The sequence below is a fragment of the Asticcacaulis solisilvae genome, from assembly GCF_052327315.1.
GTDB classification, from domain to species: domain Bacteria; phylum Pseudomonadota; class Alphaproteobacteria; order Caulobacterales; family Caulobacteraceae; genus Asticcacaulis; species Asticcacaulis solisilvae_B.
This window is the reverse complement of record NZ_CP166196.1, coordinates 2,716,495-2,742,768: the sequence shown is the minus strand read 5'-3', so window position 1 is coordinate 2,742,768 and position 26,274 is coordinate 2,716,495. Positions and strand designations below refer to the sequence as shown.

Sequence of the window (26,274 nt, the reverse complement as noted above, 5' to 3'; positions counted from 1 at the left end):
AGCAAACATGTCGCACCATGAAAAACTGCTGATCGTCGATTTCGGATCGCAGGTCACCCAGCTTATCGCCCGCCGCGTCCGCGAATGCGGCGTCTATTGCGAAATCCATCCCTTTACCAAGGCCGGTGCCGCCATCGAGGCCCTGAAGCCCAAGGCCGTCATCCTGTCGGGGTCGCCGCACAGCGTCATCGATCAGGGACCGCGCATCGACGCGACCCTGTTCGAGATGAATATTCCTGTCTTCGGAATATGTTACGGCGAACAGCTGATGTGTGAGTTGCTGGGCGGCAAGGTCGAAGGCGGCCATCACCGCGAATTCGGCCGCGCCGAGATCGACGTGCTGAAACCGTCACCGATCTTCAAGGGCCTGGACCCGAAAGAGACCGTCTGGATGAGCCACGGTGACCGCGTCACCGCGATCCCCGAAGGCTTCGAAGTGATTGCCACGTCGGAAGGCGCGCCGTTCGCCGCCATCGCCGACGAAAGCCGCAAATTCTACGCCGTGCAATTCCACCCGGAGGTGGTGCATACGAAACGCGGCACCGACATGATCCGCAACTTCCTGTTCGAAATCGCGGGCTTTACCGGCGACTGGTCGATGGCCGCCTTCCGCGACGAAGCGATCGACAAGATCCGCAAGCAGGTCGGCAAGGGCAAGGTTATTTGCGGCCTGTCGGGCGGGGTCGATTCGTCGGTCGCGGCCGTGCTGATCCACGAAGCGATCGGCGAACAGCTGACCTGCGTCTTCGTCGATACCGGCCTGCTGCGCAAGGACGAGGGCGCGCAAGTCGTGTCGCTCTTCCGCGATCACTACAACATCCCGCTGATCCATGTTGAAGCGCAAGAGCTTTTCCTGGGCGAACTCAAGGGCGTGTCGGACCCCGAGACCAAGCGCAAGACGATCGGCAAGCTGTTCATCGACGTCTTCGACGCGGAAGCCGCCAAGATTGAAGGCGCCGAATTCCTGGCCCAGGGCACGCTTTACCCGGACGTGGTCGAAAGCGTGTCGCCGTCGGGCGGTCCGTCGGCGGTCATCAAGTCGCACCACAATGTCGGCGGCCTGCCCGACTATATGAAGCTGAAACTGGTCGAGCCCCTGCGCGAACTGTTCAAGGACGAGGTCCGCGCGCTCGGCAAGGAATTGGGGCTGTCGGACGCCTTCGTCGGCCGCCATCCCTTCCCGGGACCCGGCCTCGCCATCCGCATTCCGGGCGAAGTGACGCCGGAAAAGGTCAAGACGCTACAGGACGCCGACGCCATCTACCTGGAAGAAATCCGTAAGGCGGGCCTCTACGACCAGATCTGGCAGGCCTTCGCCGTGCTGTTGCCGGTCAAGACGGTGGGGGTGATGGGCGACGCCCGCACCTACGAAGACGTACTGGCCCTGCGCGCCGTGACCTCGTCCGACGGCATGACGGCCGACTTCTTCGAATTCCCCTGGCCGGTGCTGGGACGCTGCGCCACGCGTATCGTCAACGAAGTCCGGGGCGTCAACCGTGTCGTCTACGACGTGACGTCCAAGCCTCCCGGCACGATCGAGTGGGAATAAATTCCCGTCATTTTAATCGTTTAGTATCGGCGCGGTCCTGCTCGGACCGCGTCCTTTTTTGCCAGTGAAGACCCCATGATCCGCCTCGACAATATCAGCAAGCAGAACGGCCACCAGATCCTGTTTATCGACGCCTCGATGGGCATCATGAAGGGCGAGAAGGTGGGGCTGGTCGGGCCGAACGGCGCCGGCAAGACGACGCTTTTCCGCATGATCACCGGCAAGGAGCAGCCCGACGACGGCCAGGTGGCGATCGATGCCGGCATGACGATCGGCTATTTCAGCCAGGAGGTCGGCGAGATGTCGGGCCAGAGCGCCGTCGCCGCGGTGATGGACGGCGTCGGTCCGGTCAGCGCGCTGGCGACCGAGATGGCTGAGCTCGAAGCCGCCATGGTCGATCCCGACCAGGCCGACCAGCTCGACGCCATCATCGAACGCTATGGCGAGGTGCAGGGGCGCTTCGAGGAGCTCGACGGCTATTCGCTCGACGCCCGGGCGCGCGAAGTCCTGGCGGGCTTGAGCTTCACCCAGGAACGCATGGATGGCGATGTCGGCCTCTTGTCCGGCGGCTGGAAGATGCGCGTGGCCCTGGCCCGCATCCTGCTGATGCGGCCCGACGGCATGCTGCTCGACGAACCGTCCAACCACCTGGACCTCGAAAGCCTGATCTGGCTCGAAGCCTTCCTCAAGGACTATGACGGCGCGCTGCTGATGACGTCGCACGACCGCGCCTTCATGAACCGCATCATCGGCAAGGTCGTCGAAATCGACGCCGGTTCGCTCATCACCTATTCGGGTGATCTCGACTTCTATGACCAGCAGCGCGCGCTGACCGAAGCGCAACGCCAGGCGCAGTACGAGCGCCAGCAGGCCATGCTGGCCAAGGAAATCAAGTTCATCGAACGCTTCAAGGCGCGCGCCAGCCACGCGGCGCAGGTGCAGAGCCGGGTGAAGAAGCTCGACAAGATCGAACGCGTCGAGGCACCGCGCCGCCGACAATCGGTCCAGTTCGAATTCCGCAGCCCGCCGCGTTCGGGTGACGACGTGCTGAACCTGAAGAACGTCCATAAGGGCTATGGCACGCAACCCATCTATTCGGGCCTCGACTTCCTGGTCCGCCGCAAGGAGCGCTGGTGCGTGCTCGGCGCCAACGGGGCGGGCAAGTCGACCCTGCTGAAGCTGGTGGCCGGCGCCACCCAGCCCGACCAGGGCACGGTGACGGTCGGCGCCTCGGTCAAGATGGGGTATTTCGCCCAGCACTCCATGGACCTGCTCGACGGCGAAGAGACGATCTTTGAATCACTCGACGGTTCGTTCCCGCAGGCGGGGCAGGGGGCATTGCGCACGCTCGCGGGCTGTTTCGGCTTCTCGGGCGACGACGTCGAAAAGCCGTGCCGCGTGCTGTCGGGCGGCGAAAAGGCGCGCCTGGTCATGGCCAAGATGCTGTTCGATCCGCCCAACCTCCTGGTGCTCGACGAACCGACCAACCACCTCGACATGGTCACCAAGGAGATGCTGGTTGAGGCGCTGAAGGACTTCGAAGGCACCATGCTGTTCGTGTCGCACGACCGTCATTTCCTGGCGGCCCTGTCGAACCGTGTGCTGGAACTGACGCCCGAAGGCATCCACCAGTACGGCGGCGGTTATACGGAATACGTCGCCCGCACCGGCCAGGAAGCGCCGGGGTTACATCCGGAGGGGTAGGAGGCAATAACGCCGCTGACACTTCGCATAAGGCTCGTATTGATGAGGCTATTGCACCAACGGATCGTTATTTGGTTTCTTGAACGTTGCCGATGATTAAGCCGGAGTAATTTATGTGCGCTCCGGAATCGTCCGGAGCGCTTTTTTATTGTTGGCCGTCATTTTCTGAAGAGGCGCCGAAGCTTCCATATGCCGCGATAATAGCGTCGTGAAGCGCATTGGCCCGCGCGTGTCCTCTATTTAGGCCGACAGCGTAGCCGCCAGTCAAATCGGTTGGCGATGCTGGAGATCAATCGCCTTGAGGAAACGTTGTCGGTGGATCTTTGATAAGACGCGTCAACTGAAAGGTCTTGAACATGGATCCATTCAATTGTCGGCATGGTGCCTGAAATTTTGGGAAAAGAAGGAGGGCGACTGCTGCCACCTATTTGTTTAGGTTTAGTCTTCTCTTTCTTTGTGCTTCCGAATTGATGCACTTTTCCGGGGCCGATATTAGTTATTGGCGCGTCAATAGCTGATCTCAGATGCTCGACGAACAAAACGACCTCATCGGTCTGGCATACCCACGCTTTTCCCGCCTTTTCAATAATTACATGCCCAATATGAACCCTAGCGCGGCCTAAATCCGTATCCATCGCAAAAGTGCCGTTAGCCTCTATGCCGCTGGCCATAAGGGGCGTAACCCAATCCGGCATTGGAAATTCGCCATGTTTCCAAATCCGGATGTCGCTACCTGTAATAGCGTCCAAAAGCCTTTGATCGTAAGCCATTTTTCTTCCTTTTGTTGAAAATCCAACGAAAAATTCAATTGGAAGGAGATTTAATGGCTCGTTTTAGGGACACTTTAGTGACTGTCGTGTGCCGACTTTTTCCATTTTAGATGGCGCAAGCGCCGTTGCCAGTTCAAGGTGAATTGCATCGTGATGGCATATATGCTATCAGAATTTTTTATGAGAATCGTCGTTGATACCAACGTCTTTGTTTCTGCGATCATGAATGCTTCGACCGCGCCAAGGCAGGTCATTCGATTATGTCTTCAGGGACATGTGAGGCCTCTGATGGGCAATGCATTGTTCGCGGAATTTGAGGATGTGTGCTCGCGTAAGGCTTTGTTCGATGAGGCGATCCTGTCGAAAACGGAGCGCGACGATCTGCTAGATGCTTTCTTGAGTGTGTGCGTTTGGACGCCGATTTATTATCTTTGGCGCCCCAATCTGCGTGACGAAGGCGACAATCATTTGGTGGAGCTAGCAATTGCCGGCGGAGCGCGAGCGATTGTCACGGCCAATGTCCGGGATTTTAAAAATTCGTCGTTGTTGTTTCCGCAATTGGAAGTTTGCAACGCCGGAGACTTTCTTGCCAGATGGAGGCAATAGATGAGCACATTGACCATTCGTTTGCCTGACGATCAGCACGAACGCCTGAAGGCGCTGGCAGAGTCGCAGGGCATCAGCCTCAACAAGCTGTTCGAAGCGTTTTCCACGAAAGCCTTGGCCGAGTTCGACGCCGAAACCCGCTTCAAGTTGCGCGCCGCGCGTGGTGATAAGACGTTGGGGCTGGATATCCTGGATAAGCTGGATAGGCACTACGGATCAAAGTGATCGGCGGTTCACTTGCGCCGGTGATAGGTCAGCGCCGCCGCAAGGCAAAGGCTGAGCGGTGCTTCCGGCAGTGGCGCCACCGGATCTAGCCACAGGGCGCGGTTGCCTTCGAAGGTAAAGGTGTCGCCGAACTGGGTCCGGAACTCATCGACCAGCGAGGTCTGGCAATTGAAATAGACGGCGCAATGCCGCGGCGAGGCCTTGGGCCAGCCGAGCCTGATCGTCGTGCCGCTTTTCGAGACGGCGGTCAGGTAGGCAGGCTCACCCCATTTCAGCGTTTCTTCCAGCGGGCCGACACCGTCGATCCGGGCCGCCGTGCGGAAGATCAGCGCCCGGGTGTCGAGCAGACGCAGACGCACGGGATCGGGGAAGCCTTCCAGGACGGCGGCGACGTTAGCCGGTATCAAGGGCGTGTTCATGCTGCCGTGCCCGCCCTGTTTATCGCTTTGCGACCGGCGGTGTGAACGCCTCGCGCGCCGCCTTCACTTCGTCGCGGACGACGCAGCCCTCGGCGTGGTCGTTGAATAACCCCATGGCCTGCATGAACGCGTAGACCGTCGTCGGGCCGACAAAGCCCCAGCCGCGCTTCTTCAGGTCCTTCGACATGGCGACCGATGCCGCCGAGGTCGAGGCCGATTGCGGCGTGCCCAGCGTTTCCGGGTGCGGCTCGAAGCGCCAGGCATAGGCGGCGAGCGACCCTTCGGTCTTTACCAGGTCCTGGGCGCGGCGGGCATTGTTGATGACGGCTTCGATCTTGCCGCGATGGCGGACGATGCCGGCATCCTGCATCAGTCGCTCGACATCGGTTTGGTCGAAGGCGGCGACCGTGTTGAAATCGAAGCCGGCAAAGGCTTTGCGGAAGTTCTCGCGCTTGGTCAGGATGGTGCGCCAGCTTAAGCCGGACTGGAAGCCTTCCAGGCACAGCTTTTCGAACAGGCGATGGTCGTCGGCGACCGGAAAACCCCATTCGGTGTCGTGATAGGCCAGGTAGTCCGGTGTCCCCACGCACCAGCGGCAGCGAGGGCGGCCGTCTGGACCGGGAAGCGTCTTTTCCATGATCGATATCCCCTGAATCGAAACGTCCTTCAGGGTATAATCGGCTTGCCTGGCCGGAGCGAATCTTTCAGGCACGGAGACAATCGTTTTGCGCGCCCCGGAGCCCTCCATGACCGTCAAGATCTATGGCATCAAGAACTGCGACACCATGAAGAAGGCGTTCGACTGGCTGTCGGACAACGGCGTCGCCTACGACTTCCATAACTACAAGACAGACGGCATCGATACCGCGACACTGAAATCGTGGGTGAAGGCGATCGGCTGGGAAAAGCTGGTCAACAGGACCGGAACGACCTTTCGCGCCTTGGCCGAAGCCGACAAGGCCGACCTGAGCGAAGCGAAAGCTTTGAAGCTTATGGCGGCCAATCCTTCACTGATCCGCCGGCCGGTGGTCGAGGCGGACGGCAAGGTCTTCGCCGGTTTCAAGCCGGGCAGCCCCGAGCGTGCTGCCCTCGAGGCGGCCGCCCTCAAGCGATAACGGCTACCAGATAAGGGTATAAAGCCGGCTGGGATCGACGCCGTGGTCTTCGACCAGCTGCGTGCAGATCAGGCGGGCTTCCGTGGCCTCGCAGGCGACCCAGGCATTCAACTGGTCCTGCGGCAGGAACAGCCCGCGCACCACATCGTTGAGCCCACGGTATTCGTCGGCCCAGTGGACCGACAGGTCGGCCCCGGTTCCGACCTGCGGGCGTTCGTCGTATTCCGCCTTGATGACGGCGATGGCGCGGGCGCCCGCTGGCAGACCGTCCAGTTTCCGCATCAGGGCGGGGAGGGCGGCGGTATCGCCGATCAGCAGATGATTGCCGCCCTGGATGTCAGTCCCCCCGTGCATGTCACGACCTTTCGATCTTCTTGGCCAGGTCGTCGATCATGTCGACAATGGCTTCGATTTCGGTTTTGCCCAGGGGGCGCATGCCCCGCGAGCGCAGCGCGGCCTTGAGGTTGTGCATGGCGCGGAACAGAGGCGCATAGTCGCCGTGTTCGGCGCGTTCCTGGCTCATCATGCTGAACAGGCGTTCGACCTCTTCGGCCTTTTCGGTCAGGTGGGCGCGGCCGGCGTCGGTGATCTCGGCCTGCTTGCGGCCGTCGTCGCCGCGCAGGACGGTGATGTAGCCTTCGTCTTCCAGCCAGCTCAGGGTCGGATAGATGACGCCGGGCGAGGGGGTGTAGGCGCCATTGAAACGCTCCTCGATTTCCTTGATCAGCTCATAGCCGTGGCTCGTCTTTTCGGCGAGCAGCTTGAGAATGACCAGGCGCAGGCCGCCGTGACCGAAGCCGCGTCCGTCGCGGCCCCGGCCGCCGCGTCCGCGCTCGAACGGGTTGCCTTCGAAGGACGCGCCTTCAAAAAGATTGCCGAAACGGCCGAACGGGCCGCGTCCGAAGCCGTCGCGGTGTCCCATATGGCGGGGATCATGGTGATGGCGGTGATGAAAAAAGCCCTTCATGGCTTGTCTCCTGTATCGTACTATAACTAGATATATCGAAATTCGATTTCCGATGCAACTGCAATCTCGATCGGTTTCGATGCTAATTAGATATATCTAAATCGTATCGAATGCAAGGGGGCTTCGCATTACGAAAACTTAATGCGAATCCTTGCATCCGAAACGTGGGGCTGGAGGCTCTTGTCTCCAGTAGCCGCAGCCACGCGGCAAAAAAGACAAAGGAGTTCACCTATGGATATAGGCATCCTCGTTCCGATTATTTCCGTCGTCATGGTGTTCGGCATGCCGATTGCCATTGTCTTCATCGTCCAGATGAACAAGGCGCGTAATAACGCCGAGCTGCAAAAGACCCTGCGCATGTCGATCGAGAAGGGGCAGCCCCTGCCGCCCGAATTCGTCGAGAGCATCCAGCGGTCGGTGCCCAAGGCCAAGAATCCGATGAACGATGTGCGGGCGGGCCTTGTTCTGCTGGCCGTTGCCGCCGGACTGGCTGTCATGGACTATATGAGCCACGACTTCATCTTCGGCCATCTGGCGGGCGTCGCGGCGATTCCGGGCTTTATCGGCCTGGCGCTGCTGATCCTTGGCATTGTCGGCCTGAATACGCGTAAGCCGAACTGAGCCAAGCTGCGGCAATCCGGACCTGCTCTCCATGGCCTCTTCCGCCACCACAGACCTGACACGCCCAGACTTGACGCGTAATGGCGATGTCGACCTGGTACGCCTATGCCAGGCCGGCGACCGGCGTGCCTTTGCCGAACTGGTAAGGCGTCATGGTCCCGTCCTGCGCACGCATCTGCGGCGGATGGGGGCGCAGGGCGCCGACGCCGACGATATGGCCCAGGAGGCCTTTATCGCGGCGTATGAGCATCTGGCCGAATACCGTTTCGACGGGCCGTTCTCGGCCTGGCTGAAGCGGATCGCCTCCCGGCGCTACCTCAAGAAGGTGCGCAAGGATGCCCGCTATGTGCTCAGCGACGATATGAGTGCCTATGAGCCCGAGGCGCAGGCCGATCCTGGCCTGAAGGCGCACAATCTCGATGCTGCCCTGCAAAGATTGAAACCCGTCGAACAGTTGTGCGTCACGCTGAATTTCAGCGGAGACCTGTCGCATCAGGATATCGCCGACGAGCTCAAAATCCCGCTCGGCACTGTAAAAAGCCATATTCGGCGCGCTCTGGATCAGTTGAAGTCCGCGTTAGCCGTCCCAACCGTAACTCCGCCAACCGTCAATTCGATTGCATTGGATACTGGATCATGACCCGCGAGCGTGCGAAGGACCATATTGGCGACCCCGTTGGCGATGCGCTCAAAGACAGCGATCTGGCCGAACTGTTTGCCCAGCCCCTGACGTTTGAGGACGCCCCGCGCTTCGAAGCCAAGGTTGTGCGCGGCCTGTCCATGCGCCTGTGGATGCGCCACTGGCTGGTCGTGCTGGCCGGCTTTGTCGGCGGTATCTACGCCCTGGCGCAGATCGTGCGCGTGCCGGACCTGAGCGCACAGTCGCTGCACAGTGCCGCCGTCCGCACCGATCATACCCTCAATGCCGGCATCCAGGCCATGGACGTCGCCGGCAAGACCATGTCGAACTTCACCGACCAGTGGGGGCACTATCTCGGCATGATGCAGACCCCGGCCTTCTTCTGGGTCAGTTTTTCGCTATGTCTGATGTTCGTGGGGCTGTATTACGCCTATTCGCAGGAAGAGGCCCTGTGACGCGCTGGCGATTCGCCGGTTCGATCTCCATCTAAAGGGCCTCGCAACAGTATGAGGCCCGCGTGAGCAGCCAGACCCAGGGCGTAAAGCGCCTGACCGTTCCCGATATCCGCAACCGCAAGGGGAAGACGCCGCTGGTCTGCCTGACCTGCTACAGCGCGCCGACCGCCCGCATCATGGACCCGCACTGTGACGTGCTGCTGGTCGGCGACAGCGTCGGCATGGTGGTGCACGGCCTGCCCAATACCATCGGCGTGACGTTGGACATGATGATTCTGCACGGCCAGGCGGTGATGCGCGGCGCTACCCAGGCCCTGGTCGTCGTCGACATGCCGTTCGGCTCTTACGAGGCCGGGCCGGAACAGGCGTTCGAAAACGCCGTGCGCATTCTTAAAGAGACGGGCGCCCAGGCGGTGAAGCTGGAATCGGGGCCGACGGTCGCCGACACCATCCGCTATCTCGTCCAGCGCGGCATTCCGGTCATGGGCCATGTCGGCCTGCGGCCCCAGGCGATCAATGTCGACGGCGGCTTCAAGGCCAAGGGCCGCAACGACGCCGAGCGCGAAAAGGTCATCCTGGAAGCCGTCTCGACCGACGAGGCCGGGGCGTTTGCCATCGTCGTCGAGGGCGTGGCCGCCGACCTGGCCGAGGAAATCACCCGGCGCGTCTCGGCGCCGACCATCGGTATCGGCGCATCCAACGCCTGCGACGGCCAGATACTGGTCAGCGACGACATGCTGGGCCTGTTCGACTGGACGCCGAAATTCGTGCGCCATTATGCCGAACTGCGCACCGAAATCGGCGATGCGGTCGCGTCTTATGCCAAAGATGTCCGGGACCGAAGCTTCCCCGCCCAAGAAGAGACATATTTTGCGAAATAAACTTACGCCCATCGGTTTCGGCCGGGGGAGGACGCGTGAGCGTGCGTATCCGGTTGCGCAAAAGCTGCGCAACGGCTAGGTTCGCCGCCTCGAAAAGGTGCAAGCCTTTCCCCCGAAAAACCGAAATTGAAGTTTAAGGAACCGCCGTGAGCGATATTTTCGACGAAACCGAGGAAAACCTGCGTGCCGATAAGTGGGTCGCCATCGTCAAGACGGCGCTTCCCATCGTCGGTGTCGCCCTCGGCGGCGCGCTCGTCCTGGCCCTGGGCGTCTGGGGCTGGCAGAAATATGAAGCCGGCGTATCGGCCAGGTCGTCGGAAACCTTCCAGGCCGCGCTCGATGCCGGCAACAAGGGCGACGTCGCCGGCGCCAAGACCAAGTTCCAGGACGTCGCCAAGTCGGGTAACGCCGCCTACAAGTCGATGGCGCTGATGGAACTGGGCGGCATGGCGATCACCGACAACAACAATGCCGAGGCCATCAAGGACTTCGACCAGGCCGCCAGTGCCGCGCCGACGCCCGCGCTCAAGGACATGGCCGTGCTGAAGTCGGCCATGCTGCAGATCGACACCGCCAAGTTCGACGACATCAAGGCCCGCCTGACCCCGCTGACCGGCGACAAGCGCCCGTTCGCGCCGATGGCCAAGGAAGCATTGGCCATCGCCAAGCTGCAATCGGGCGACGTCAAGGGCGCGCGCGCCGACCTGCAGATACTGACGCTGACGCTGGGCACGCCGGACGGCGTCAAGCAGCGCGCCGGCGATCTCATCCAGGTCATCGATTCGGGCGCCTTCGCGTCGGCCAAGGCCGCGCTGGCCCTGCCCGAGGCCAAGGCGCCGATCATGCCGCAAATGCAGGGCATGGCGCCCGCCGCTCAATAACAACGCCTTTATTTACTAGGGAACAGCTCGAATGACCGCCAACCGGATCCCCGCCTTCAGAGGACAGAAGACGGCTGCAAGCCTTGCGATGCTCGGCCTCAGCTGCGCCCTGGCCCTTGGCGGCTGTTCGACCGTTAAACACGCCTTCAAGAAGCCCGACGCCGAAGATCGCGCCGTCGCTTCGCAGGGCCAACGGCTGTCGATCCTGGCCTTCCAGCAGAAGCTCGAGCCTTCCAAGACGCTCAAGGGCGTCGGCTACTACCTGCCGCCGGTGCAGCCCGTCGCCTCGTGGCCCGTCGCCGGTGGTCCGCAGGACGCGCTGGTCCAGAACGCCGACGCCGCCAAGGCCTTCCGCGTCGCCTGGAGCAAGCCCATCGGCGCCGGCACCAAGGACGAAACCGAAGTCCTGGCCCAGCCCGTGTCCGACGGCCGCCTGATCTATACGCTGGACGGCCAGGCGCGAGTGACGGCGTTCGACGTCAATAGCGGCAACCAGGTATGGACGGTCGACTTCAACCCGCACGTCAAGCGCGACAAGGTCGGCTTCGGCGGCGGTCTGGCGCTGTCCGGCGACGGCAAGCTTTACGTCGCCTCGGGATATCGCTTCATTGCCGCGCTCGATCCGGCGACGGGCAAGACGTTGTGGAAGAAGGCGGTCGACACGCAATTGCACTCGGCGCCGGTCGTCGGCGACAAGTATGTCTATGTCACCGACGTCGACAACCAGATATTCGCCTTCGGTACCGCTGACGGCGAGATGAACTGGACCTACCAGGCCATCGCCGAACCGGCGCGTATCCTGAAGACCGCAACGCCGATCGTGGCGGACGGCACGGTTTATGCGCCGTTCTCGTCGGGCGAACTGGTTGCGCTCAATGCGGACACCGGGGCCGCTGTCTGGGATCAGGTGCTGGCGCAGTCGACCCGCACCAACGCCCTGTCGGAAATCCGCGACATCGCCGGCCGTCCGACCTTGTATAACGGCACGGTCTTCGCGGCATCGCACGCCGGCGTCTTCCAGGCCATGAACGCCAAGACCGGTGAGCCGGTGTGGACCGTGCAGGCCGAAAGCCTCAACTCCCCGTGGGTTGCCGGAGACGTCGTCTACCTCATCGACCTGCAGGGCGAACTGGTCTGCGTCAGCCGCGAAAGCGGCCAGGTCTACTGGATCAAGGACCTGAACGCCGCATTGCCGCAGGCGGAGAAGGTGTCCAAGGGCTTCCTGGGCATGGGCGGTGGCAAGAAGAAAGTTCTGCCGCAGTGGACCGGGCCTTTCATGGCCTCGAACCGCCTGGTGGTCGTCAATTCGCTGGGCCAGGCCGTGACGCTCGACCCCAAGACGGGCGCGCAGACTGCCACTCTCAACCTTGGCGGCGCGGCCTTCATCGCGCCGATCGCCGTCGGCGACAAGCTGTTCGTCGTCACGTCAGACGGCAAGCTGGTCGCGATCAGCTAATATCAACGGTCATAAAGAATGACCGTTGATATTAGCTTTTTTCAGCTCAAGCGCCGCATGGCTCGCCGCACGAGCGGCGGCGGGCGGTCGCCCTTGCCAACGGCGATCGAGCCAAAGTCGATCGCCGTTGGAATAAGTTTACATCCGGCGACGCCTTGACGCGGGGAGCCTCTCTCGCGTAAAGCGTCGCCGATGACCTTTATCGTGCGCACAACGACAACGACGAAAACCATGGCCCAGGGGCCGGGAGCCGTCGCGCGCGCGTAAAACTGTCACGCCAAGCACATCTTCCGAACACGCCCCGTCCGATCGGCCGGGGCTTTTTTATTGCCTGAAGGGGACCTTTATCATGCGTAACAAGACCGTCGCCATCGTTGGCGCCACCGGCGCCGTGGGCCGCGAATTCATCGGCTGCATCGAACGCCGCGGTATTCCGCTGAAGTCGCTGAAGCTGCTGGCCAGCGCGCGTTCGGCGGGCAAGGCCTACGACTTTCGCGGGGGACAGCTGGTGGTCGAGGAAACGACGCCGGAAGCCTTCGAAGGCGTCGATATCGCGCTGTTCTCGGCCGGCAGCGGCATTTCGAAAGAATATGCGCCGATTGCCGTCAAGGCGGGCGCCGTCGTGGTCGACAACTCCTCGGCCTTCCGCGCCGATCCGGAAATTCCGCTGGTCATCCCCGAAATCAACGCCGGGCGCATCCAGGATCACAAGGGGGTCATCGCCAATCCCAACTGTTCGGCGATTACGGCCCTGGTGCCGCTGTGGCCGGTGCACCAGATCAACCCGGTGAAGCGCCTGATCATCTCGACCTATCAGGCGGCGTCGGGCGGCGGGGCGGCCTTGATGGAAGAATTGGAAGAGTCGACCCGCGCCTATCTCGACGGCCGCGACTATGCGCCCAAGGTCGTCAAGTATCCCTATGCCTTCAATGTCTTCAGCCACAATACGGCGATCGATCCCGACACCGGCTATAACGACGAAGAGACCAAGGTGATGAAGGAGACGAAGAAGATTTTCGACGATCCTTCGATCGCCGTCAGCGCCACCTGCGTGCGCGTGCCGGTCCTGCGCGCGCATTCCGTGTCGATCACCTTCGAATGCGAACGGCCGATTTCACCGCAGGAGGTGCGCGAAATCCTGGCGAACGCGCCGGGCGTGCGCCTGGTCGACGACTGGGAAAACAACTATTTCCCCATGCCGCGCGACGCTTCGGGCCAGGACAACGTCCTGGCCGGCCGTATTCGCCGTGACCTGTCGGACGCGTCGGGGCGTTCGATATCGATGTTCGTCGCCGCCGATCAGCTGTTGAAGGGCGCGGCGCTTAACGCGGTGCAGATTGCAGAGCTGCTGTAACACACGATCCTGCCGCCAACGGTCCTGCGGTTGGCGGCAGGAACGCCTTGCGTGCTTAAGCAAATGGAGTACTATCTAATAACACAAATGAGGTTGTTATGGGCACAAGCGTAAGTCTGGGCGATCACTTTGAAGGCCTCGTCAAGCGCTTGCTGGAGAGTGGGCGTTATAACAATGCCAGCGAAGTGGTGCGTGACGGGCTTCGTATGGTTGAGGCCCGCGAGCGTCGTATGAATGCGCTTGATCGTGCACTGGAAAGCGGGCTGGCCGATGAAGCCGCTGGCCGGGTTAAGCCGATTGAGGAGGTCGCCGATCGGCTTATCGCCAAATATGGCCGGCTGGCCGATGAGCGCGGGGACGCGTGAAAGTCGTCATCACTGGCACTGCGGAAGCAGACCTCGTTGCGATTGCGGATTTCATCGCGCTGGACAGTCCGAGGCGGGCCGTAACGTTCGTGCGTGAGCTTTTGAAGGCTGCTCTCGGGCTTGGGGACTACCCAACAGCCTATCCGTTTGTTCCCAGGTACGAAGGCCGGGGCATTCGTCGTCGACCGTACGGAAATTACCTTATCCTCTACGCCGTCCGGCACGACAGCATCGTCGTCCAGCGAATTCTGAACGCCGCACAGGATTATGAAGCGCTTTTATTCCCGGAAGAATAGTTAGCCAGCACCTTGCGCACGGCGGCCGGGTACAGGCGATGCTCTTCGATCAGCACCCGCGCCGCCAGCTTTTCGGCGCTGTCATCGGCGAAGACCGGAACGCGCGCCTGGGCGATGATCTCGCCTTCATCGACACCCGGCGTCACCCAGTGAACGGTGGCGCCGTGCTCCTTGACCTCGGCCTCAAGCGCACGCTCGTGCGTGTGCAGGCCCTTGAAGTCGGGCAGCAGGGCAGGGTGGATGTTGATCATCCGGCCTTGCCACTGCTCGACCAGCCACGGCGTCAAAATGCGCATATAGCCGGCGAGACAGATGAATTCGACGCCACGCTCACGCAAAGCCGCATCGATAGCGCGTTCGTGCGCCTCCCGGTCCTTGCCATACGCCTTATGATCGACGGCCAGGGCCTCGATACCTTGCGACTGCGCCCACTCCAGCCCCTTGGCCGCGGGGTCGTTCGACACGACGACGACGAAGTCCGCCGGAAAGTCGGGCACCTTGGCCGCTTCGACCAGGGCCATCATGTTCGAGCCCCGGCCGGAGATGAAGATGGCGGCCTTTGTCTTCGTCATTCTACTTCGCCGCCAGTTGACCGCAAACGAAGGCGTCCTCGCCGGCATCGAGCAGGGCCGCCAGAACGGTGTCGACATTGCGTGGCGACACATAGAGCACGAAGCCGACGCCGCAGTTGAAGGTGCGTTGCAGTTCGCGGCGCTCGATATTGCCGGTTTCGCCCAGCCACTTGAAGACCGGCGGCAGTTCCCAGGCGTCGAAGTCGAACTGCGCCGTCAGGCCGTCGCGCACGGCGCGGTCCGGGTTTTCGATCAGGCCGCCGCCGGTGATATGCGCAGCGCCCTTGATCAGGCCGGCCTTCATCAGCGGCAGGACCGGCTTGATGTAGATCCTGGTCGGCTCAAGCAGCGCCTGGGCCAGCGACAGGTCCTTGGCGAACGGCGCATCGGCCGACCAGCCGAGCCCGGAGACCTCGACCACCTTGCGGATCAGCGAATAGCCGTTGGAGTGCGGGCCGGACGAGGCCAGGCCGATGATGACGTCGCCTTCGCGCTGGTCATCGAGGCGCGGCAGCACCTTGTCGCGGTCGACGGCGCCGACGCTGAAGCCGGCCAGGTCGTAGTCGTCGCCTTCGTACATGCCGGGCATTTCGGCGGTTTCGCCGCCGACCAGCGCGCAGCCCGCTCGCTTGCAGCCTTCGGCAATGCCGGCGACGACGCGGCGCGCCGTATCGACGTCGAGCTTGGACGTCGCGTAATAGTCGAGGAACATCAGCGGTTCCGCGCCCTGGGCCAGCAGGTCGTTGACGCACATGGCGACCAGGTCGATGCCGACCGTGTCGTGGCGGTGTGTCTCGATGGCGATACGCAGCTTGGTGCCGACGCCGTCGGTCGTCGTGACGATCAGCGGATCGTTGTAGCCGGCGGCCTTGAGGTCGAACAGGGCGCCAAATCCGCCCAGCGAGGCTTCGGCGCCGGGGCGGCGGGTGGCTTTGGCCAGCGGCTTGATGGCGTCGACCAGGGCTTCGCCGGCGTCGATATCGACGCCCGACTGGGCATAGGTGAGGCCGTTTTTCGACTCGGGCATAGGGTATTCCTGGCGGTACGTCTTGAATTTTTGGGGTATGGAGCCCCGTTCGGCTTTGCTATAGCTATAAAATGAGTCCAATTACAAACACGAATGACCTGATCGCGTTCTGCGACCTCCTGAAAACGGCCCCGTTCATCACGGTCGATACCGAGTTCATGCGCGAGACGACCTACTGGCCCAAGCTGTGCCTGATCCAGGCCGCCAGTTCCGATCATGCGGGCATTATCGATCCGCTGGCCAGGGATCTGGATTTAAAGCCTTTTCTGGATATCCTGGCCGATGAAAAGATCCTCAAGGTCTTCCATGCCTGCCGTCAGGACATGGAAATCTTCTTCAATCTGGGCGTGACGCCGGCGCCGGTCTTCGACACCCAGGTCGCCGCCATGGCCGCCGGATACGGCGACCAGGTCGCCTATGATTCGCTGGTTCGCCAGAAGCTGAAGATCGATATCGACAAGGGCTCGCGTTTCACCGACTGGACGCGCCGGCCGCTGTCCGAGCAGCAGTTGCAGTACGCGCTGGGCGACGTGACGCACCTGGCCAAGGTCTATATCCGCCTGCGCGACCGACTGGCGCGCGAGGGCCGTCTCGACTGGGTGTCCGAGGAAATGAAGGCGCTCAGCCATCCTTCGCTCTATTCGACCAGCCCCGAAGACGCCTGGAAGCGCCTCAAGCCGCGCAAGAATTCCGTCAAGTACATGGCGGTCTTCGCCCAGGTCGCCGCCTGGCGCGAGCGTACGGCGCAGGAACGCGACATGCCGCGCGGCCGCATCCTGAAGGACGAGGGCGTCGACGAGATCGCGACCCAGACGCCGACCGATTCCGCCGCCTTCGATCACCTGCGTTCGACGTCGAAAGGCTTCGGCGCGTCCAAGTTTGGACAGGAACTGGCCGACATCATCCGCGCCACGCTGAAAAATCCCGACGCCTACGCCCCCAAGGTCGAAAAGACCGCGCCGCCGGTTCAGGTCCCGGCCTCGGTGGTCGAACTGCTCAAGGTGCTTCTGCGCATCCGTTGTGAGGAGGAGGGGGTGGCGCCCAAGCTGCTGGCCACGGTTTCGGACCTCGAAAAGATCGCGCTCGACGACGATGCCGACGTGCCGGCGCTGCACGGCTGGCGCCGCAAGGTGTTCGGCGAGGACGCGCTGCGCCTGAAGCGCGGCGAGCTGGCGCTGGTGCTTAACGGCACCAGGGTCGAGGTCGTCGAGCTCGACTGACGAATTAAGGCTTGCCGTCGCCCACCGCTCTGTTAACCCTGTTATCCCAAACTCAGACAGGGGGCTTCGATGGCGGAACAGGTAGCGGGTGTAAAGGCGGCAGGCACGGGCTCAGCGGCAGCGACCGCCCTCAAGATGTCGGCAATGTTGTTTGTACTGGTGCGCATCGGCGGTTTTGTCTTCGGCGCCTGGTGGGGGGCGGTGGCGCGGCCGCATCTGCGAGCGCTTTTGCAGACGGCGCAGCTGTCGGACCTCGAAACGACGCTGAACCACATCTTCGGAATCGCCATGTTTCCCTTCACCATGTCGATCCTCGTGGTGCTGGCGCCCCTGTTCGGCTGGTGGGTCTATTCGCGCGTCGACACGGCGCGCCAGGACGCGACGGGCTGGCTGGCGGCGCTGTTCTTCTGCATCGGCGACGCGGCGCTGGCGATCATCTTCTCGGGCGTTCAGCACCGGCTGGGCTATGACGTCAACATGGTCGGGTTGGCGATCGGCGAGGCGATCGTGCTGCTGTGGGTGATGTTCTTCATGGGGCTCGGCTTCAATATCGCCAAGCTGTTCAAGAGCCCGCTCTAATCTTTTACGATCGTCAGGTTCAGCTTTAGCGCCTGGGCCAGCGCCCGGGCGCGCCGGCGCGTCTGTTCGCCGAGCAGCAGGTCTTCCCACCCCTTTTCCGCCATCAGCGTCAGGTGCCGGTCGTGCTGGCGCAGCCGCGCCAGCGACAACAGCTTGGCCGACTTGGCCGACAGGTCGCAGCCCAGCCGCAGCAGCAGGCCCAGTTGCGTGGCGGTCTGCAGCATGTCATCGCCGAGGATGCGGCTGATCAGCACCGGTTCGCGGCCGTAGGGATCGCCGCTATAGCGCGTATAGAGGGTGCAGGCCAGGAAGACGCGCTCCTGGTGGCTCTGGCCGGGAATGGGCGCGCGCAGGACCTGATCTGACGCCAGGTCGGCGCGATGGTCGGGGTGCAGGCGGGCGCCGATATCCGACAGCTTCGCGGCGGCGCGGATCAGCTTTTCCGGCGGGCGGTCGAACAGGCCCTCGGCACCGGCATAGAAGGCGATCGCCCAGTCGGCCAGCGCCGGCCCGAGATTGTCGTTGATCCCGAGACGGTTGCCCAGCGCCGCGCAGCCGGCGATCAGCGGATCGTCGAGTTTCAGCTCCGCCGGCAGCGAATCGAACAGGAGGCCTTCGCGCAGCCCGAAGGCGGAGAAACACAGCGAATCGAAGCGGAAGGATTCGATCAGGCACTGCAGGACCAGGGCGGCGTACGAGATATTGTCGAGGCGGCGCTTGGTGACACCCGGCACCTTTTCCAGCGACGACGCAGACTGGCTGGCGATCAGGCGGGCGATCGAGATGGCTTCGCGCGCCGGAAGTTCAAATTGTTGAATGACATGCAGCGGATAGTTCTGCTTTTGCATCCAGATCAGGGCCAGGTTCCGCCACGCGCCGCCGACGGCGTGGAACTCCCCGCCCGAGAACCGTGTCGTCAGGGGCTCGAGCTGCGCCATGACGGTGCGGTAGGTCTTGTCCATGTCGATGGGAGCGGGGGCGCCCAGCGCGAACGGGCCCAGCGGCAGGGTAATGCCGTTATTGCCGGCCTCGCCTTCGAGATGGATCAGTTCCAGGCTTGAGCCGCCGAGGTCGCCGACCACGCCCTTGGCGTCGAGGTGGCCGCAGTGCACCCCTTGGGCGGAATAGTGCGCCTCTTCGGCGCCGGACAGGACGCGGACGCTGAAGCCGGTCTCTTCCAGCACCTTGGCGGTGAAGGCCGGGCCGTCGGCGGCCTCGCGCACGGCGGCGGTAGCCGTGGCGTGGATTTCGGCCAGGTCGTAGGATTCGAGTATGGCCTTGAAGCGGCGAAGGGCAATCAGGCTTTCGCGCACGCCGTCGGGGTGCAGGCGGCGGGTCGTGCGCATATCACGGCCCAGGCCCGCCAGGACCTTTTCATTGAAGATAGGCCAGATCGAGCGGCCTTCGACGCGATAGATGACAAGGCGGACCGAGTTTGAGCCGATATCGATGACGGCGGTATTGTGAGCCAGGCCGCGCGGCGCGGTCACGGCTTCAGACGCTGCAAGATCTTCTGACGCGGTACGGGCGGTATCGTGCATGCCTTACTCGATCGGTCGGGCGCGGGCAGGTCACCCGGCCCGTTCTTCAAATGGGTTTGCGCTCCTGCGCCTTAAAAAAGCAAGCGCTATTTGCGCACACCCACGTGGTCGAAGGCCTGGGGCAGGACCTTGGCGCCCCGGCCGCGGCCCGAAAGCGACGGGTTGGTCATGAAATAATCGTGTGCCGAGAAAGGTTTGTCGAGGTGGCTTGTGTCGACACGTGAATAGGTGCCGTCCGTGCCCAGCGTCCAGCTCTGCACCTCGTCATTGAGGTTGGCGACCATGATCTGGTCCAGCACCTGGCGGTGAACGGTCGGATTTTCGACCGGAATCAGCACCTCGACGCGGCGGTCGAGATTGCGGCCCATCCAGTCGGCCGACGACATGAAGACGCGCGCCTGGTCCGACGGCAGGGCGTGACCGTTGGCGAAGCAGACGACGCGGGTGTGTTCCAGGAACCGCCCGACGATAGACTTGACGCGAATGTTCTCGGAAATGCCGGGGACGCCCGGACGCAGGCAGCATATGCCGCGGATGACCAGGTCGATCTGCACGCCGGCCTGCGAAGCCTGGTAGAGCTTGCGGATGATCGGCGGATCGACCAGCGCGTTGAGCTTGGCCCAGATCTGCGCCGGCTTGCCGGCCTTGGCGTTCATAATCTCCTGATCGATCAGGTGCATAAGGCCAAGTTTCAAGGTGACGGGTGAGAAGTAGAGCTTCTCCATGACCTCGGGACGGGCATAGCCGGTGATGAAGTTGAAGACGCGCATCGCGTCGCGGCCCATCTCGGCATTGGTGGTGAACAGCGACAGGTCGGTATAGATCTTGGCGGTGATCGGGTGGTAGTTGCCGGTGCCGAAGTGGCAATAGGTCCGCAAGGACTCGCCCTCGCGGCGGACAACGACCGACAGCTTGGCGTGGGTCTTGTACTCGACGAAGCCGTAGACGACGTGGACGCCGGCGCGCTCCATGGCGCGCGCCCAGCGCAGGTTGGCTTCCTCGTCGAAGCGCGCCTTGATTTCGATCAGGGCGGTGACGTTCTTGCCCTGCTCGGCGGCTTCGATCAGCGCGGCGACGATCGGCGAGTCCTTGGAGGTGCGGTAGAGCGTCTGCTTGATGGCGATGACGTTGGGGTCGCGCGCCGCCTGGCGCAGGAACTGCACGACCGCGTCGAAGCTTTCGAACGGGTGGTGGACCAGGATGTCCTTTTCGCGGATGGCGTTGAACATGTCGCCGCCATTGTCGCGGATACGCTCGGGGAAGCGCGGCTCGAACGGCTTGAACTTCAGGTCGTTGCGGTCGGACGGAATGAGTGCCGACAACTGGGCCATGCCGAGGATGCCGTTGATCTGGATCTCGTCCTGCGGGGCGACATGCAGCTGTTCCATGATGAAGCTGCGCAGGTCGTCGGGCATGCCGGAATCGATCTCGACGCGCACGACCGAACCGAGGCGGCGCTGCTTGATCAGGGCCTCGAACTCACGCACCAGGTCTTCGGCTTCTTCTTCCAGCTCGATATCGGAATCGCGCAGGATGCGGAACAGGCCGCGCGCCGTGATGTCGAAACCCGGGAAAAGCTGGTTGAGAAACAACGAGACGAAGTTTTCCAGGCTGATGAACTTGCGGCGGACCGGTCCGCCGTCGGCCGGGCGGCGCGAAGACGGCTCGATTTCCCAGAAGCGCTTCACGCCCGTGGGGATCGGCACCAGGGCGTACATGGCCTTGCTGTCGAAACGGCGCGTCAGTTTCAGGACGATCGAGAAGCCGAGGTTCGGAATGAAGGGGAAGGGATGGGCGGGATCGATGGCCAGCGGCGTCAGCACCGGGAAGAGCTGGGTTTCGAACTGGCGTTCCAGCCAGGCCTTGTCCGTCTTGTTGACGTCCTTGGGGTCGAGGACGATCAGGCCTTCGTTGCTCAGTTGCTCGCGCAGCTGCAGCCAGATGGCCTGCTGCTTGGCCATCAACTGGCTGGCGACGCGGTTGACCGATTCGAGCTGTTCCGTCGGCGTATGGCCGTCTTCCGACAGGACGCGCACGCCTTCGCGCACCTGACCCTGCAGGCCGGCGACGCGCACCATGTAGAATTCGTCGAGGTTGTTGGCCGAGATCGACAGGAAGCGCAAGCGCTCGAGCAGGGGATGGCGCGGGTTTTCGGCTTCCTCGATGACGCGCTTGTTAAAGGCCAGCCACGACAGTTCGCGGTTGATATAAAAGGCGCCGCCCAGGCGCTCCAGCGCCGCCAGATCGACCTGTGTGACCTCGGGGACGGCTTCGCTCAGGCCGGCGTGGGCCTCGGCCAGGGCGTGTTCGGCCGAATCGGCGGTCTCGACGGGGCGGGCGGCAGTGGTTTCGGTCATGGTGTGTATTGGCGAACGTTCTGGGGCAATCGGGGAGGAGCGGAACCGGCACTATAACGCGGTTCCCGGAGAGAATGGTTAAAATTTCCGGGTTTGCCGCGCTTTAAACAGCGTCGTCGTCGCCGAAACTGAACCGCATGCTGTCGTCGAAGAAGTCGCGGACGAGGCTGCGGTTGAACGCACGTCCGTTGGCATAATGCTCCAGTTCCATGACAATTTTTTGTGCGGCGCTGACGGAACGGTCCATGCGGCTGGCAATATAGGCCACGGCGTCGGGGGAGGGCGAGATGGCGCGCTCGGCGAACAGCTTGTTGAGGATGGCTTCCAGCAGGTCTTCTCCGGGCTCCGGCACGCTCAGCATCCGCATGGCGGTCAGGCGCGAGGCCAGGTCGGCAACGGTTACGCGCCATTCGCGCGGATGTTTTTTTGTCAGTAGGACAAGCGGTTGCGAAGTTATCTGGAGGTGGTTGTAGAGGTGGAACAGCGCCTCTTCGGAAGCGGTGTCGGCGTCGTCGACCACCACGCCGGTCCGGATGCCGGCCACGTCCAGGCCGAGGGTGTCGCCGGCGTCGAGAAAGGCCGCGCCTGTCTCCGCCGCAAAAACATGGCCCAGATGCGTCTTGCCGCTGCCCGAAGGCCCCAGCAGCATCAGGTGCGGCGAAATCCAGGCTTGCGGCGTCAAAAGCACGTCGAGCACGGCCGACAACGCGCTGTCCGTGACCAGTCGGTCCCGGCTGAAACGGTCAGGCGCTTTCAGATCGAGGGGCAGTTGATGTGACATGTGAGGAATCTAGGCAAAGCGCGCGCAAATGACAATCGTCCAGCCGGTACCAAGCCTGTGGACGCCTGACGGGCTTCTGTGGACACGGAACCCGTGTTTTCGTCTTGACATCGGGGGCGCAACATGTGCCCTTCCGCCCCAAAAAGTTTCATCCTTTCAAAGATCAGATTCCGGGTTTTCCCAATGCATCTCTATCGCTCCCATACCTGCGGCGCCCTGCGCCTGTCCGACGCCGGGCAGTCGGTGCGCCTGTCGGGCTGGATCCACCGCAAACGCGACCACGGCGGCCTCCTTTTCATCGACCTGCGCGACCATTACGGCCTGACGCAGCTGGTGTTCAATCCGTCGTCGCCGGGCTTCGCCAAGGTCGAGCGCCTGCGGGCCGAAAGCGTGATCCGCGTCGACGGCAAGGTGGTGGCGCGCGATGCCGACGTCGTCAATCCGAACCTGCCGACCGGCGAGATCGAAGTCGTCGTCGAAAATGTCGAGGTGCTGTCGGAAGCCGCCGAGCTGCCGCTGCCGGTGTTCGGCGAGCCGGACTATCCGGAAGAAATCCGCCTCAAGAACCGCTTCCTCGACCTGCGCCGCGAAACGCTTCACCGCAACATCGTCCTGCGCTCGCAGATCATCGCCGATATCCGCCAGCGCATGATCGACCAGGGTTTCCTGGAATACCAGACGCCGATCCTGACCGCGTCGTCGCCGGAAGGCGCGCGCGACTTCCTGGTGCCGTCGCGTCTGCACGCCGGCAAGTTCTACGCGCTGCCGCAGGCGCCGCAGCAGTTCAAGCAGCTTCTGATGGTGTCAGGCTTCGACCGCTACTTTCAGATCGCGCCCTGCTTCCGCGACGAGGACCTGCGCGCCGACCGCAGCCTCGAATTCTATCAGCTCGACGTCGAGATGAGCTTCGTCACGCAGGAAGACGTCTTCGCCGCCATCGAGCCCGTCATGCACGGCGTCTTCGAAAAGTTCGGCGAAGGCAAGCGCGTGTCGGCCTATCCGTTCCAGCGCATCCCCTACAAGGAATCGATCGCCAAGTACGGCTCGGACAAGCCCGACCTGCGCAACCCGATCGAGATGCAGGACGTATCCGACAACTTCCGCGGCGGCGGTTTCGGCCTGTTCGCGCGCATCCTCGAAACACCGTCGAACGCCGTGTGGGCCGTGCCGGCGCCCAAGGGCGGCAGCCGCGCCTTCTGCGACCGCATGAATTCGTGGGCGCAGGGCGAAGGCCAGCCGGGCCTGGGCTACATCTTCTGGTCGGACGACCAGGGCGGCTGGGGCGGCCCGATCGCCAAAAACCTGGGCGCCGAACCGACGGCCGCCCTGATGACGTCGCTCGGCCTGGGACAGGGCGACGCCGCCTTCTTCGTGGCCGGCGACCCGAAGGTCTTCTACAAGTTCGCCGGTTCCGCGCGCACCAAGGTCGGCACCGACCTCAACCTGGTCGACGAAGACCAGTTCCGCTTCTGCTGGATCGTCGACTTTCCGATGTTCGAGTGGAACGAGGACGAAAAGAAGGTCGACTTCTCGCACAACCCGTTCTCCATGCCGCAGGGCGAGATGGACGCGCTCCTCAACAAGGATCCGCTCGACATCCTGGCCTATCAGTACGACATCGTGTGCAACGGTTATGAGCTGTGCTCGGGCGCGATCCGGAACCACAAGCAGGAGATCATGCTGAAGGCGTTCGAGATCGCGGGCTACGGCCACGACGTCGTCGAAAGCCAGTTCGGCGGCATGCTCAACGCCTTCAAGTACGGCGCGCCGCCGCACGGCGGACTGGCGCCCGGCATCGACCGCATCGTCATGCTGCTGGCCGGCCAGACGGCCATTCGCGAGGTCATCGCCTTCCCGCTGAACCAGCAGGGCCAGGACGTCATGATGAGCGCGCCGTCCGAAGCGCTCGACAAGCAACTGAAGGAACTGCACATCCGCACAGCCCTGCCGATCAAGGTCTAGGCGCACCTTCTTTCTGATCTTTAAAAACCCCCGCCGGCCGTCGGCGGGGGTTTTTTGCATCCGTGCATCACCCTGCAAAATATGACCGCGGGTTCAATTGTCCGACTTGACAGCGCCTTTTACGGCGTCTAGCGTCAATTTGTCTGACATATAAAGGGCGATCAAAGCCCGGTTACCAGGGAGTATCTTTATGCGCAGGGCGTTCTCGCGGCCTCTGTCCGCCATGGCTGTCACCTGTTCGTTTGCCCTCATGGCCGTGCTGTTCGCCGGCTGCGGTGGGGGCGGCGGTGGCGGTGGAACCGGCGGTTCCGTTTCTTCGTCTTCTTCGTCCAGTTCCGGGCCTGACCTCGGGACGGTTTCGGCCGTGGACGGTACCTATCAGCTCAAGGTCAAGAATGCCTCCAACGGCCAGTACCTGACCATTTCCGGCCAAAGCCAGGTTGCAGGTGCTGCAATCGTAACGGGTTCGGACACGAGCAATACCGATACGCTGTGGCACGTCATGGACATGGGCTCCAGCCAGTACAATTTCGAAAACCTGCTGACCCACCAGGTGGCGGGCATTTCCAGCGCGTCGAAAACCGATGGCACGGCCGCCGTGCAGTGGGCCGACAACGGCACCAACGACCACCTGTGGTCCTTCTACAAGCTGACCGACGGCAACTACCTGATCCGCAACTACAACAGCGGCCTCTATCTTCAGGTCGACGGCTCCGGCAACGTGACCCAGGGCGCGCGCGCCACGTCGGGTACGGCGCAGGAATGGACTATAACTCCTACAAATGTTGACGCTTATCCGATGCCACTGACGGTGTCGGGCGGCGGCACGGCCGTGCACGACCCGAACCTGATCCAGGATCCGTCGGGCAAGTTCTGGCTGTACGGCACGCACAATACCCTGGCCAGCTCGACCGATCTTACGACCTGGACGTCGGTGTCGTCCGGCATTTTCTCGTCGGACTTCAGCTGGTGGGCGGCGCTGAACACGACGGGCACCGGCGGCCGCACCGACCTGTGGGCGCCCAGCGTGATGTACGCCAACGGCACCTATTATCAGTATTACTCGATCCCCATCTACGACACGCCGTCGGTCGCCGGCACCAATAATGGCGCCGAAGCCGCGATCGCGCTTGCGACGTCAAGCTCGCCCAACGGGCCCTGGGTCGACAAGGGCAAGATCATCGAATCGTGCGGCAAGAAGACGGGCTGTACGACGACCTTCAACGCCATCGACCCGGCGCCGTTCATCGACGCGTCCGGCAAGTGGTGGATGGTCTTCGGATCGTGGGAAGACGGCACGCACGTCATCCAGCTCGATCCGGCCACGGGCCTGCGCCTGTCGTCGAACACGACCATCTCCAACGTCGCGGCGCGCAGCGCCGGCGAGGAAGGCGCCTTCATCTTCCCGCGCGTCGTCGGCGGCACGCAGTACTATTACTACTTCGCATCGATCAATGTGTGCTGCGCCGGCACCAGCAGCCGCTACCGCGTCATCACCGGCCGTTCGACCTCTCCGACCGGGCCATTCCTCGACCGCGGCGGGCTCGACCTGTCGAGCGGCGGCGGCACCATCCTCATCAGCAACCACTCCTATGTCTACGGACCGGGCGGTGAGAGCGTGATCGATGTCGGCGGCCAGGCCTACCTGGTCTACCACTACTACGACGGCAACAATAACGGCGCGCCCAAGCTGGGCCTGAACAAGCTCTATTTCGACGCCGCCGGCTGGCCGTACGTGCAGTAACCGCTTTCGGCCGGGCACAGGGTCTACGCCCCCAATGCCCGGCCGGGACACCTGAGGCTCTGCTCCCCGTCGCAAGGACAGGGCTTTGGTTTTGAGTACCGCGTAAAAAAGACCCGCTCCGGAAGGGGCGGGTCTTTTATATTGTAAGGTTTTCCGGCGGCGTTGAGCTGAAAAAGAGCTAATACCG

28 protein-coding genes are annotated in these 26,274 nt (G+C 62.6%); 18 read left to right on the top strand and 10 right to left on the bottom strand.

Annotation, left to right across the window (positions count from 1 at the left end):
• Positions 1-7: 7 nt before the first annotated feature.
• Positions 8-1,549, top strand: coding sequence for a glutamine-hydrolyzing GMP synthase (gene guaA / locus AB8717_RS13005; RefSeq protein ID WP_443747755.1), 1,542 nt, complete (start codon positions 8-10; stop codon positions 1,547-1,549).
• Between the two features lie 75 nt (positions 1,550-1,624).
• Positions 1,625-3,253: an ABC-F family ATP-binding cassette domain-containing protein gene (locus AB8717_RS13000; RefSeq protein WP_443747754.1), complete on the top strand. Its 1,629-nt coding sequence runs from the start codon at positions 1,625-1,627 to the stop codon at positions 3,251-3,253.
• 236 nt (positions 3,254-3,489) lie between these two features.
• Here AB8717_RS13000 and AB8717_RS12995 read toward each other — a convergent pair whose 3' ends face one another.
• Positions 3,490-4,023 carry a hypothetical protein gene (locus AB8717_RS12995; RefSeq protein WP_443747753.1) on the bottom strand — a complete coding sequence of 178 codons (534 nt, stop codon included), beginning with the start codon at positions 4,021-4,023 and terminating at the stop codon, positions 3,490-3,492.
• Positions 4,024-4,203: 180 nt separating this feature from the next.
• Between AB8717_RS12995 and AB8717_RS12990 the strand changes: the two genes are divergently transcribed.
• Positions 4,204-4,629, top strand: a complete 426-nt coding sequence (locus AB8717_RS12990; RefSeq protein WP_443747752.1) for a putative toxin-antitoxin system toxin component, PIN family — start codon at positions 4,204-4,206, stop codon at positions 4,627-4,629.
• The gene (locus AB8717_RS12985) at positions 4,630-4,854 is read left to right on the top strand and encodes a toxin-antitoxin system HicB family antitoxin (protein WP_443747751.1); all 225 of its coding nucleotides are present in this window, start codon (positions 4,630-4,632) and stop codon (positions 4,852-4,854) included.
• Between the two features lie 8 nt (positions 4,855-4,862).
• Here AB8717_RS12985 and AB8717_RS12980 read toward each other — a convergent pair whose 3' ends face one another.
• A complete protein-coding gene (locus tag AB8717_RS12980; protein WP_443747750.1) occupies positions 4,863-5,273 on the bottom strand; it encodes a DUF1801 domain-containing protein in 411 nt (136 codons plus the stop codon).
• 19 nt (positions 5,274-5,292) lie between these two features.
• Entirely contained in the window at positions 5,293-5,910 is a 618-nt protein-coding gene (locus AB8717_RS12975; RefSeq protein WP_443747749.1) for a DNA-3-methyladenine glycosylase I, read from the bottom strand.
• 109 nt (positions 5,911-6,019) lie between these two features.
• On the opposite strand from AB8717_RS12975, the gene AB8717_RS12970 reads away from it, so the two are divergent.
• Positions 6,020-6,388: an arsenate reductase gene (locus tag AB8717_RS12970; protein ID WP_443747748.1), complete on the top strand. Its 369-nt coding sequence runs from the start codon at positions 6,020-6,022 to the stop codon at positions 6,386-6,388.
• Between the two features lie 3 nt (positions 6,389-6,391).
• Here AB8717_RS12970 and AB8717_RS12965 read toward each other — a convergent pair whose 3' ends face one another.
• Together AB8717_RS12965 and AB8717_RS12960 are read right to left on the bottom strand one after the other, a co-directional pair.
• On the bottom strand, positions 6,392-6,742 hold the full coding sequence (locus AB8717_RS12965; RefSeq protein ID WP_443747747.1) for a siderophore-interacting protein: 351 nt from the start codon (positions 6,740-6,742) through the stop codon (positions 6,392-6,394).
• A 1-nt stretch (position 6,743) separates the two neighbouring features.
• Positions 6,744-7,355, bottom strand: a complete 612-nt coding sequence (locus tag AB8717_RS12960; RefSeq protein ID WP_443747746.1) for a PadR family transcriptional regulator — start codon at positions 7,353-7,355, stop codon at positions 6,744-6,746.
• 231 nt (positions 7,356-7,586) lie between these two features.
• Here AB8717_RS12960 and AB8717_RS12955 point away from each other — a divergent pair, with 231 nt between their 5' ends.
• The 9 genes from AB8717_RS12955 (at position 7,587) to AB8717_RS12915 (ending at position 14,304) form a co-directional block, all read left to right on the top strand.
• A complete protein-coding gene (locus AB8717_RS12955) occupies positions 7,587-7,976 on the top strand; it encodes a DUF6249 domain-containing protein (protein WP_443747745.1) in 390 nt (129 codons plus the stop codon).
• A gap of 31 nt (positions 7,977-8,007) precedes the next feature.
• Entirely contained in the window at positions 8,008-8,616 is a 609-nt protein-coding gene (locus AB8717_RS12950; RefSeq protein WP_443747744.1) for an RNA polymerase sigma factor, read from the top strand.
• On the top strand, positions 8,613-9,071 hold the full coding sequence (locus AB8717_RS12945; protein ID WP_443747743.1) for a hypothetical protein: 459 nt from the start codon (positions 8,613-8,615) through the stop codon (positions 9,069-9,071). The genes AB8717_RS12950 and AB8717_RS12945 overlap by 4 nt, the downstream gene beginning before the upstream one ends.
• A 62-nt stretch (positions 9,072-9,133) precedes the next feature.
• The gene (gene panB / locus AB8717_RS12940) at positions 9,134-9,952 is read left to right on the top strand and encodes a 3-methyl-2-oxobutanoate hydroxymethyltransferase (protein WP_443747742.1); all 819 of its coding nucleotides are present in this window, start codon (positions 9,134-9,136) and stop codon (positions 9,950-9,952) included.
• 146 nt (positions 9,953-10,098) lie between these two features.
• Positions 10,099-10,833: a tetratricopeptide repeat protein gene (locus tag AB8717_RS12935; RefSeq protein ID WP_443747741.1), complete on the top strand. Its 735-nt coding sequence runs from the start codon at positions 10,099-10,101 to the stop codon at positions 10,831-10,833.
• A gap of 31 nt (positions 10,834-10,864) precedes the next feature.
• On the top strand, positions 10,865-12,289 hold the full coding sequence (locus AB8717_RS12930) for an outer membrane protein assembly factor BamB family protein (protein ID WP_443747740.1): 1,425 nt from the start codon (positions 10,865-10,867) through the stop codon (positions 12,287-12,289).
• Positions 12,290-12,638: 349 nt separating this feature from the next.
• A complete protein-coding gene (locus AB8717_RS12925; protein ID WP_443747739.1) occupies positions 12,639-13,643 on the top strand; it encodes an aspartate-semialdehyde dehydrogenase in 1,005 nt (334 codons plus the stop codon).
• A gap of 98 nt (positions 13,644-13,741) precedes the next feature.
• The gene (locus AB8717_RS12920) at positions 13,742-14,008 is read left to right on the top strand and encodes a type II toxin-antitoxin system ParD family antitoxin (RefSeq protein WP_443747738.1); all 267 of its coding nucleotides are present in this window, start codon (positions 13,742-13,744) and stop codon (positions 14,006-14,008) included.
• Positions 14,005-14,304, top strand: a complete 300-nt coding sequence (locus AB8717_RS12915; RefSeq protein ID WP_443747737.1) for a type II toxin-antitoxin system RelE/ParE family toxin — start codon at positions 14,005-14,007, stop codon at positions 14,302-14,304. Before AB8717_RS12920 ends, AB8717_RS12915 begins: the two co-directional genes overlap by 4 nt.
• Here the strand turns inward: AB8717_RS12915 and purN are convergent.
• Both purN and purM read right to left on the bottom strand, forming a co-directional pair.
• Positions 14,274-14,876 (bottom strand): phosphoribosylglycinamide formyltransferase, encoded by a 603-nt coding sequence (purN, locus tag AB8717_RS12910; RefSeq protein WP_443747736.1) that lies wholly within the window; start codon positions 14,874-14,876, stop codon positions 14,274-14,276. The two genes, AB8717_RS12915 and purN, sit on opposite strands and share 31 nt — an antisense overlap.
• A 1-nt stretch (position 14,877) precedes the next feature.
• Positions 14,878-15,903 carry a phosphoribosylformylglycinamidine cyclo-ligase gene (purM, locus tag AB8717_RS12905; protein ID WP_443747735.1) on the bottom strand — a complete coding sequence of 342 codons (1,026 nt, stop codon included), beginning with the start codon at positions 15,901-15,903 and terminating at the stop codon, positions 14,878-14,880.
• Between the two features lie 71 nt (positions 15,904-15,974).
• On the opposite strand from purM, the gene rnd reads away from it, so the two are divergent.
• Positions 15,975-17,123 carry a ribonuclease D gene (rnd, locus tag AB8717_RS12900; protein WP_443747734.1) on the top strand — a complete coding sequence of 383 codons (1,149 nt, stop codon included), beginning with the start codon at positions 15,975-15,977 and terminating at the stop codon, positions 17,121-17,123.
• A gap of 69 nt (positions 17,124-17,192) precedes the next feature.
• Positions 17,193-17,702: a hypothetical protein gene (locus AB8717_RS12895; RefSeq protein WP_443747733.1), complete on the top strand. Its 510-nt coding sequence runs from the start codon at positions 17,193-17,195 to the stop codon at positions 17,700-17,702.
• On the opposite strand, the gene AB8717_RS12890 is transcribed toward AB8717_RS12895, so the two are convergent.
• The 3 genes from AB8717_RS12890 to AB8717_RS12880 form a co-directional block, all read right to left on the bottom strand.
• The gene (locus AB8717_RS12890) at positions 17,699-19,243 is read right to left on the bottom strand and encodes a Ppx/GppA phosphatase family protein (protein ID WP_443747732.1); all 1,545 of its coding nucleotides are present in this window, start codon (positions 19,241-19,243) and stop codon (positions 17,699-17,701) included. The genes AB8717_RS12895 and AB8717_RS12890 overlap by 4 nt on opposite strands.
• A gap of 86 nt (positions 19,244-19,329) precedes the next feature.
• Positions 19,330-21,600 carry an RNA degradosome polyphosphate kinase gene (locus AB8717_RS12885; protein WP_443747731.1) on the bottom strand — a complete coding sequence of 757 codons (2,271 nt, stop codon included), beginning with the start codon at positions 21,598-21,600 and terminating at the stop codon, positions 19,330-19,332.
• A 103-nt stretch (positions 21,601-21,703) separates the two neighbouring features.
• Complete coding sequence (locus AB8717_RS12880; RefSeq protein ID WP_443747730.1) at positions 21,704-22,381, bottom strand: chromosomal replication initiator DnaA; 678 nt, start codon at positions 22,379-22,381, stop codon at positions 21,704-21,706.
• 183 nt (positions 22,382-22,564) lie between these two features.
• On the opposite strand from AB8717_RS12880, the gene aspS reads away from it, so the two are divergent.
• Both aspS and AB8717_RS12870 read left to right on the top strand, forming a co-directional pair.
• Positions 22,565-24,343: an aspartate--tRNA ligase gene (aspS, locus tag AB8717_RS12875; RefSeq protein WP_443747729.1), complete on the top strand. Its 1,779-nt coding sequence runs from the start codon at positions 22,565-22,567 to the stop codon at positions 24,341-24,343.
• 190 nt (positions 24,344-24,533) lie between these two features.
• Positions 24,534-26,087, top strand: coding sequence for a family 43 glycosylhydrolase (locus AB8717_RS12870; RefSeq protein ID WP_443747728.1), 1,554 nt, complete (start codon positions 24,534-24,536; stop codon positions 26,085-26,087).
• Positions 26,088-26,274: the final 187 nt, after the last annotated feature.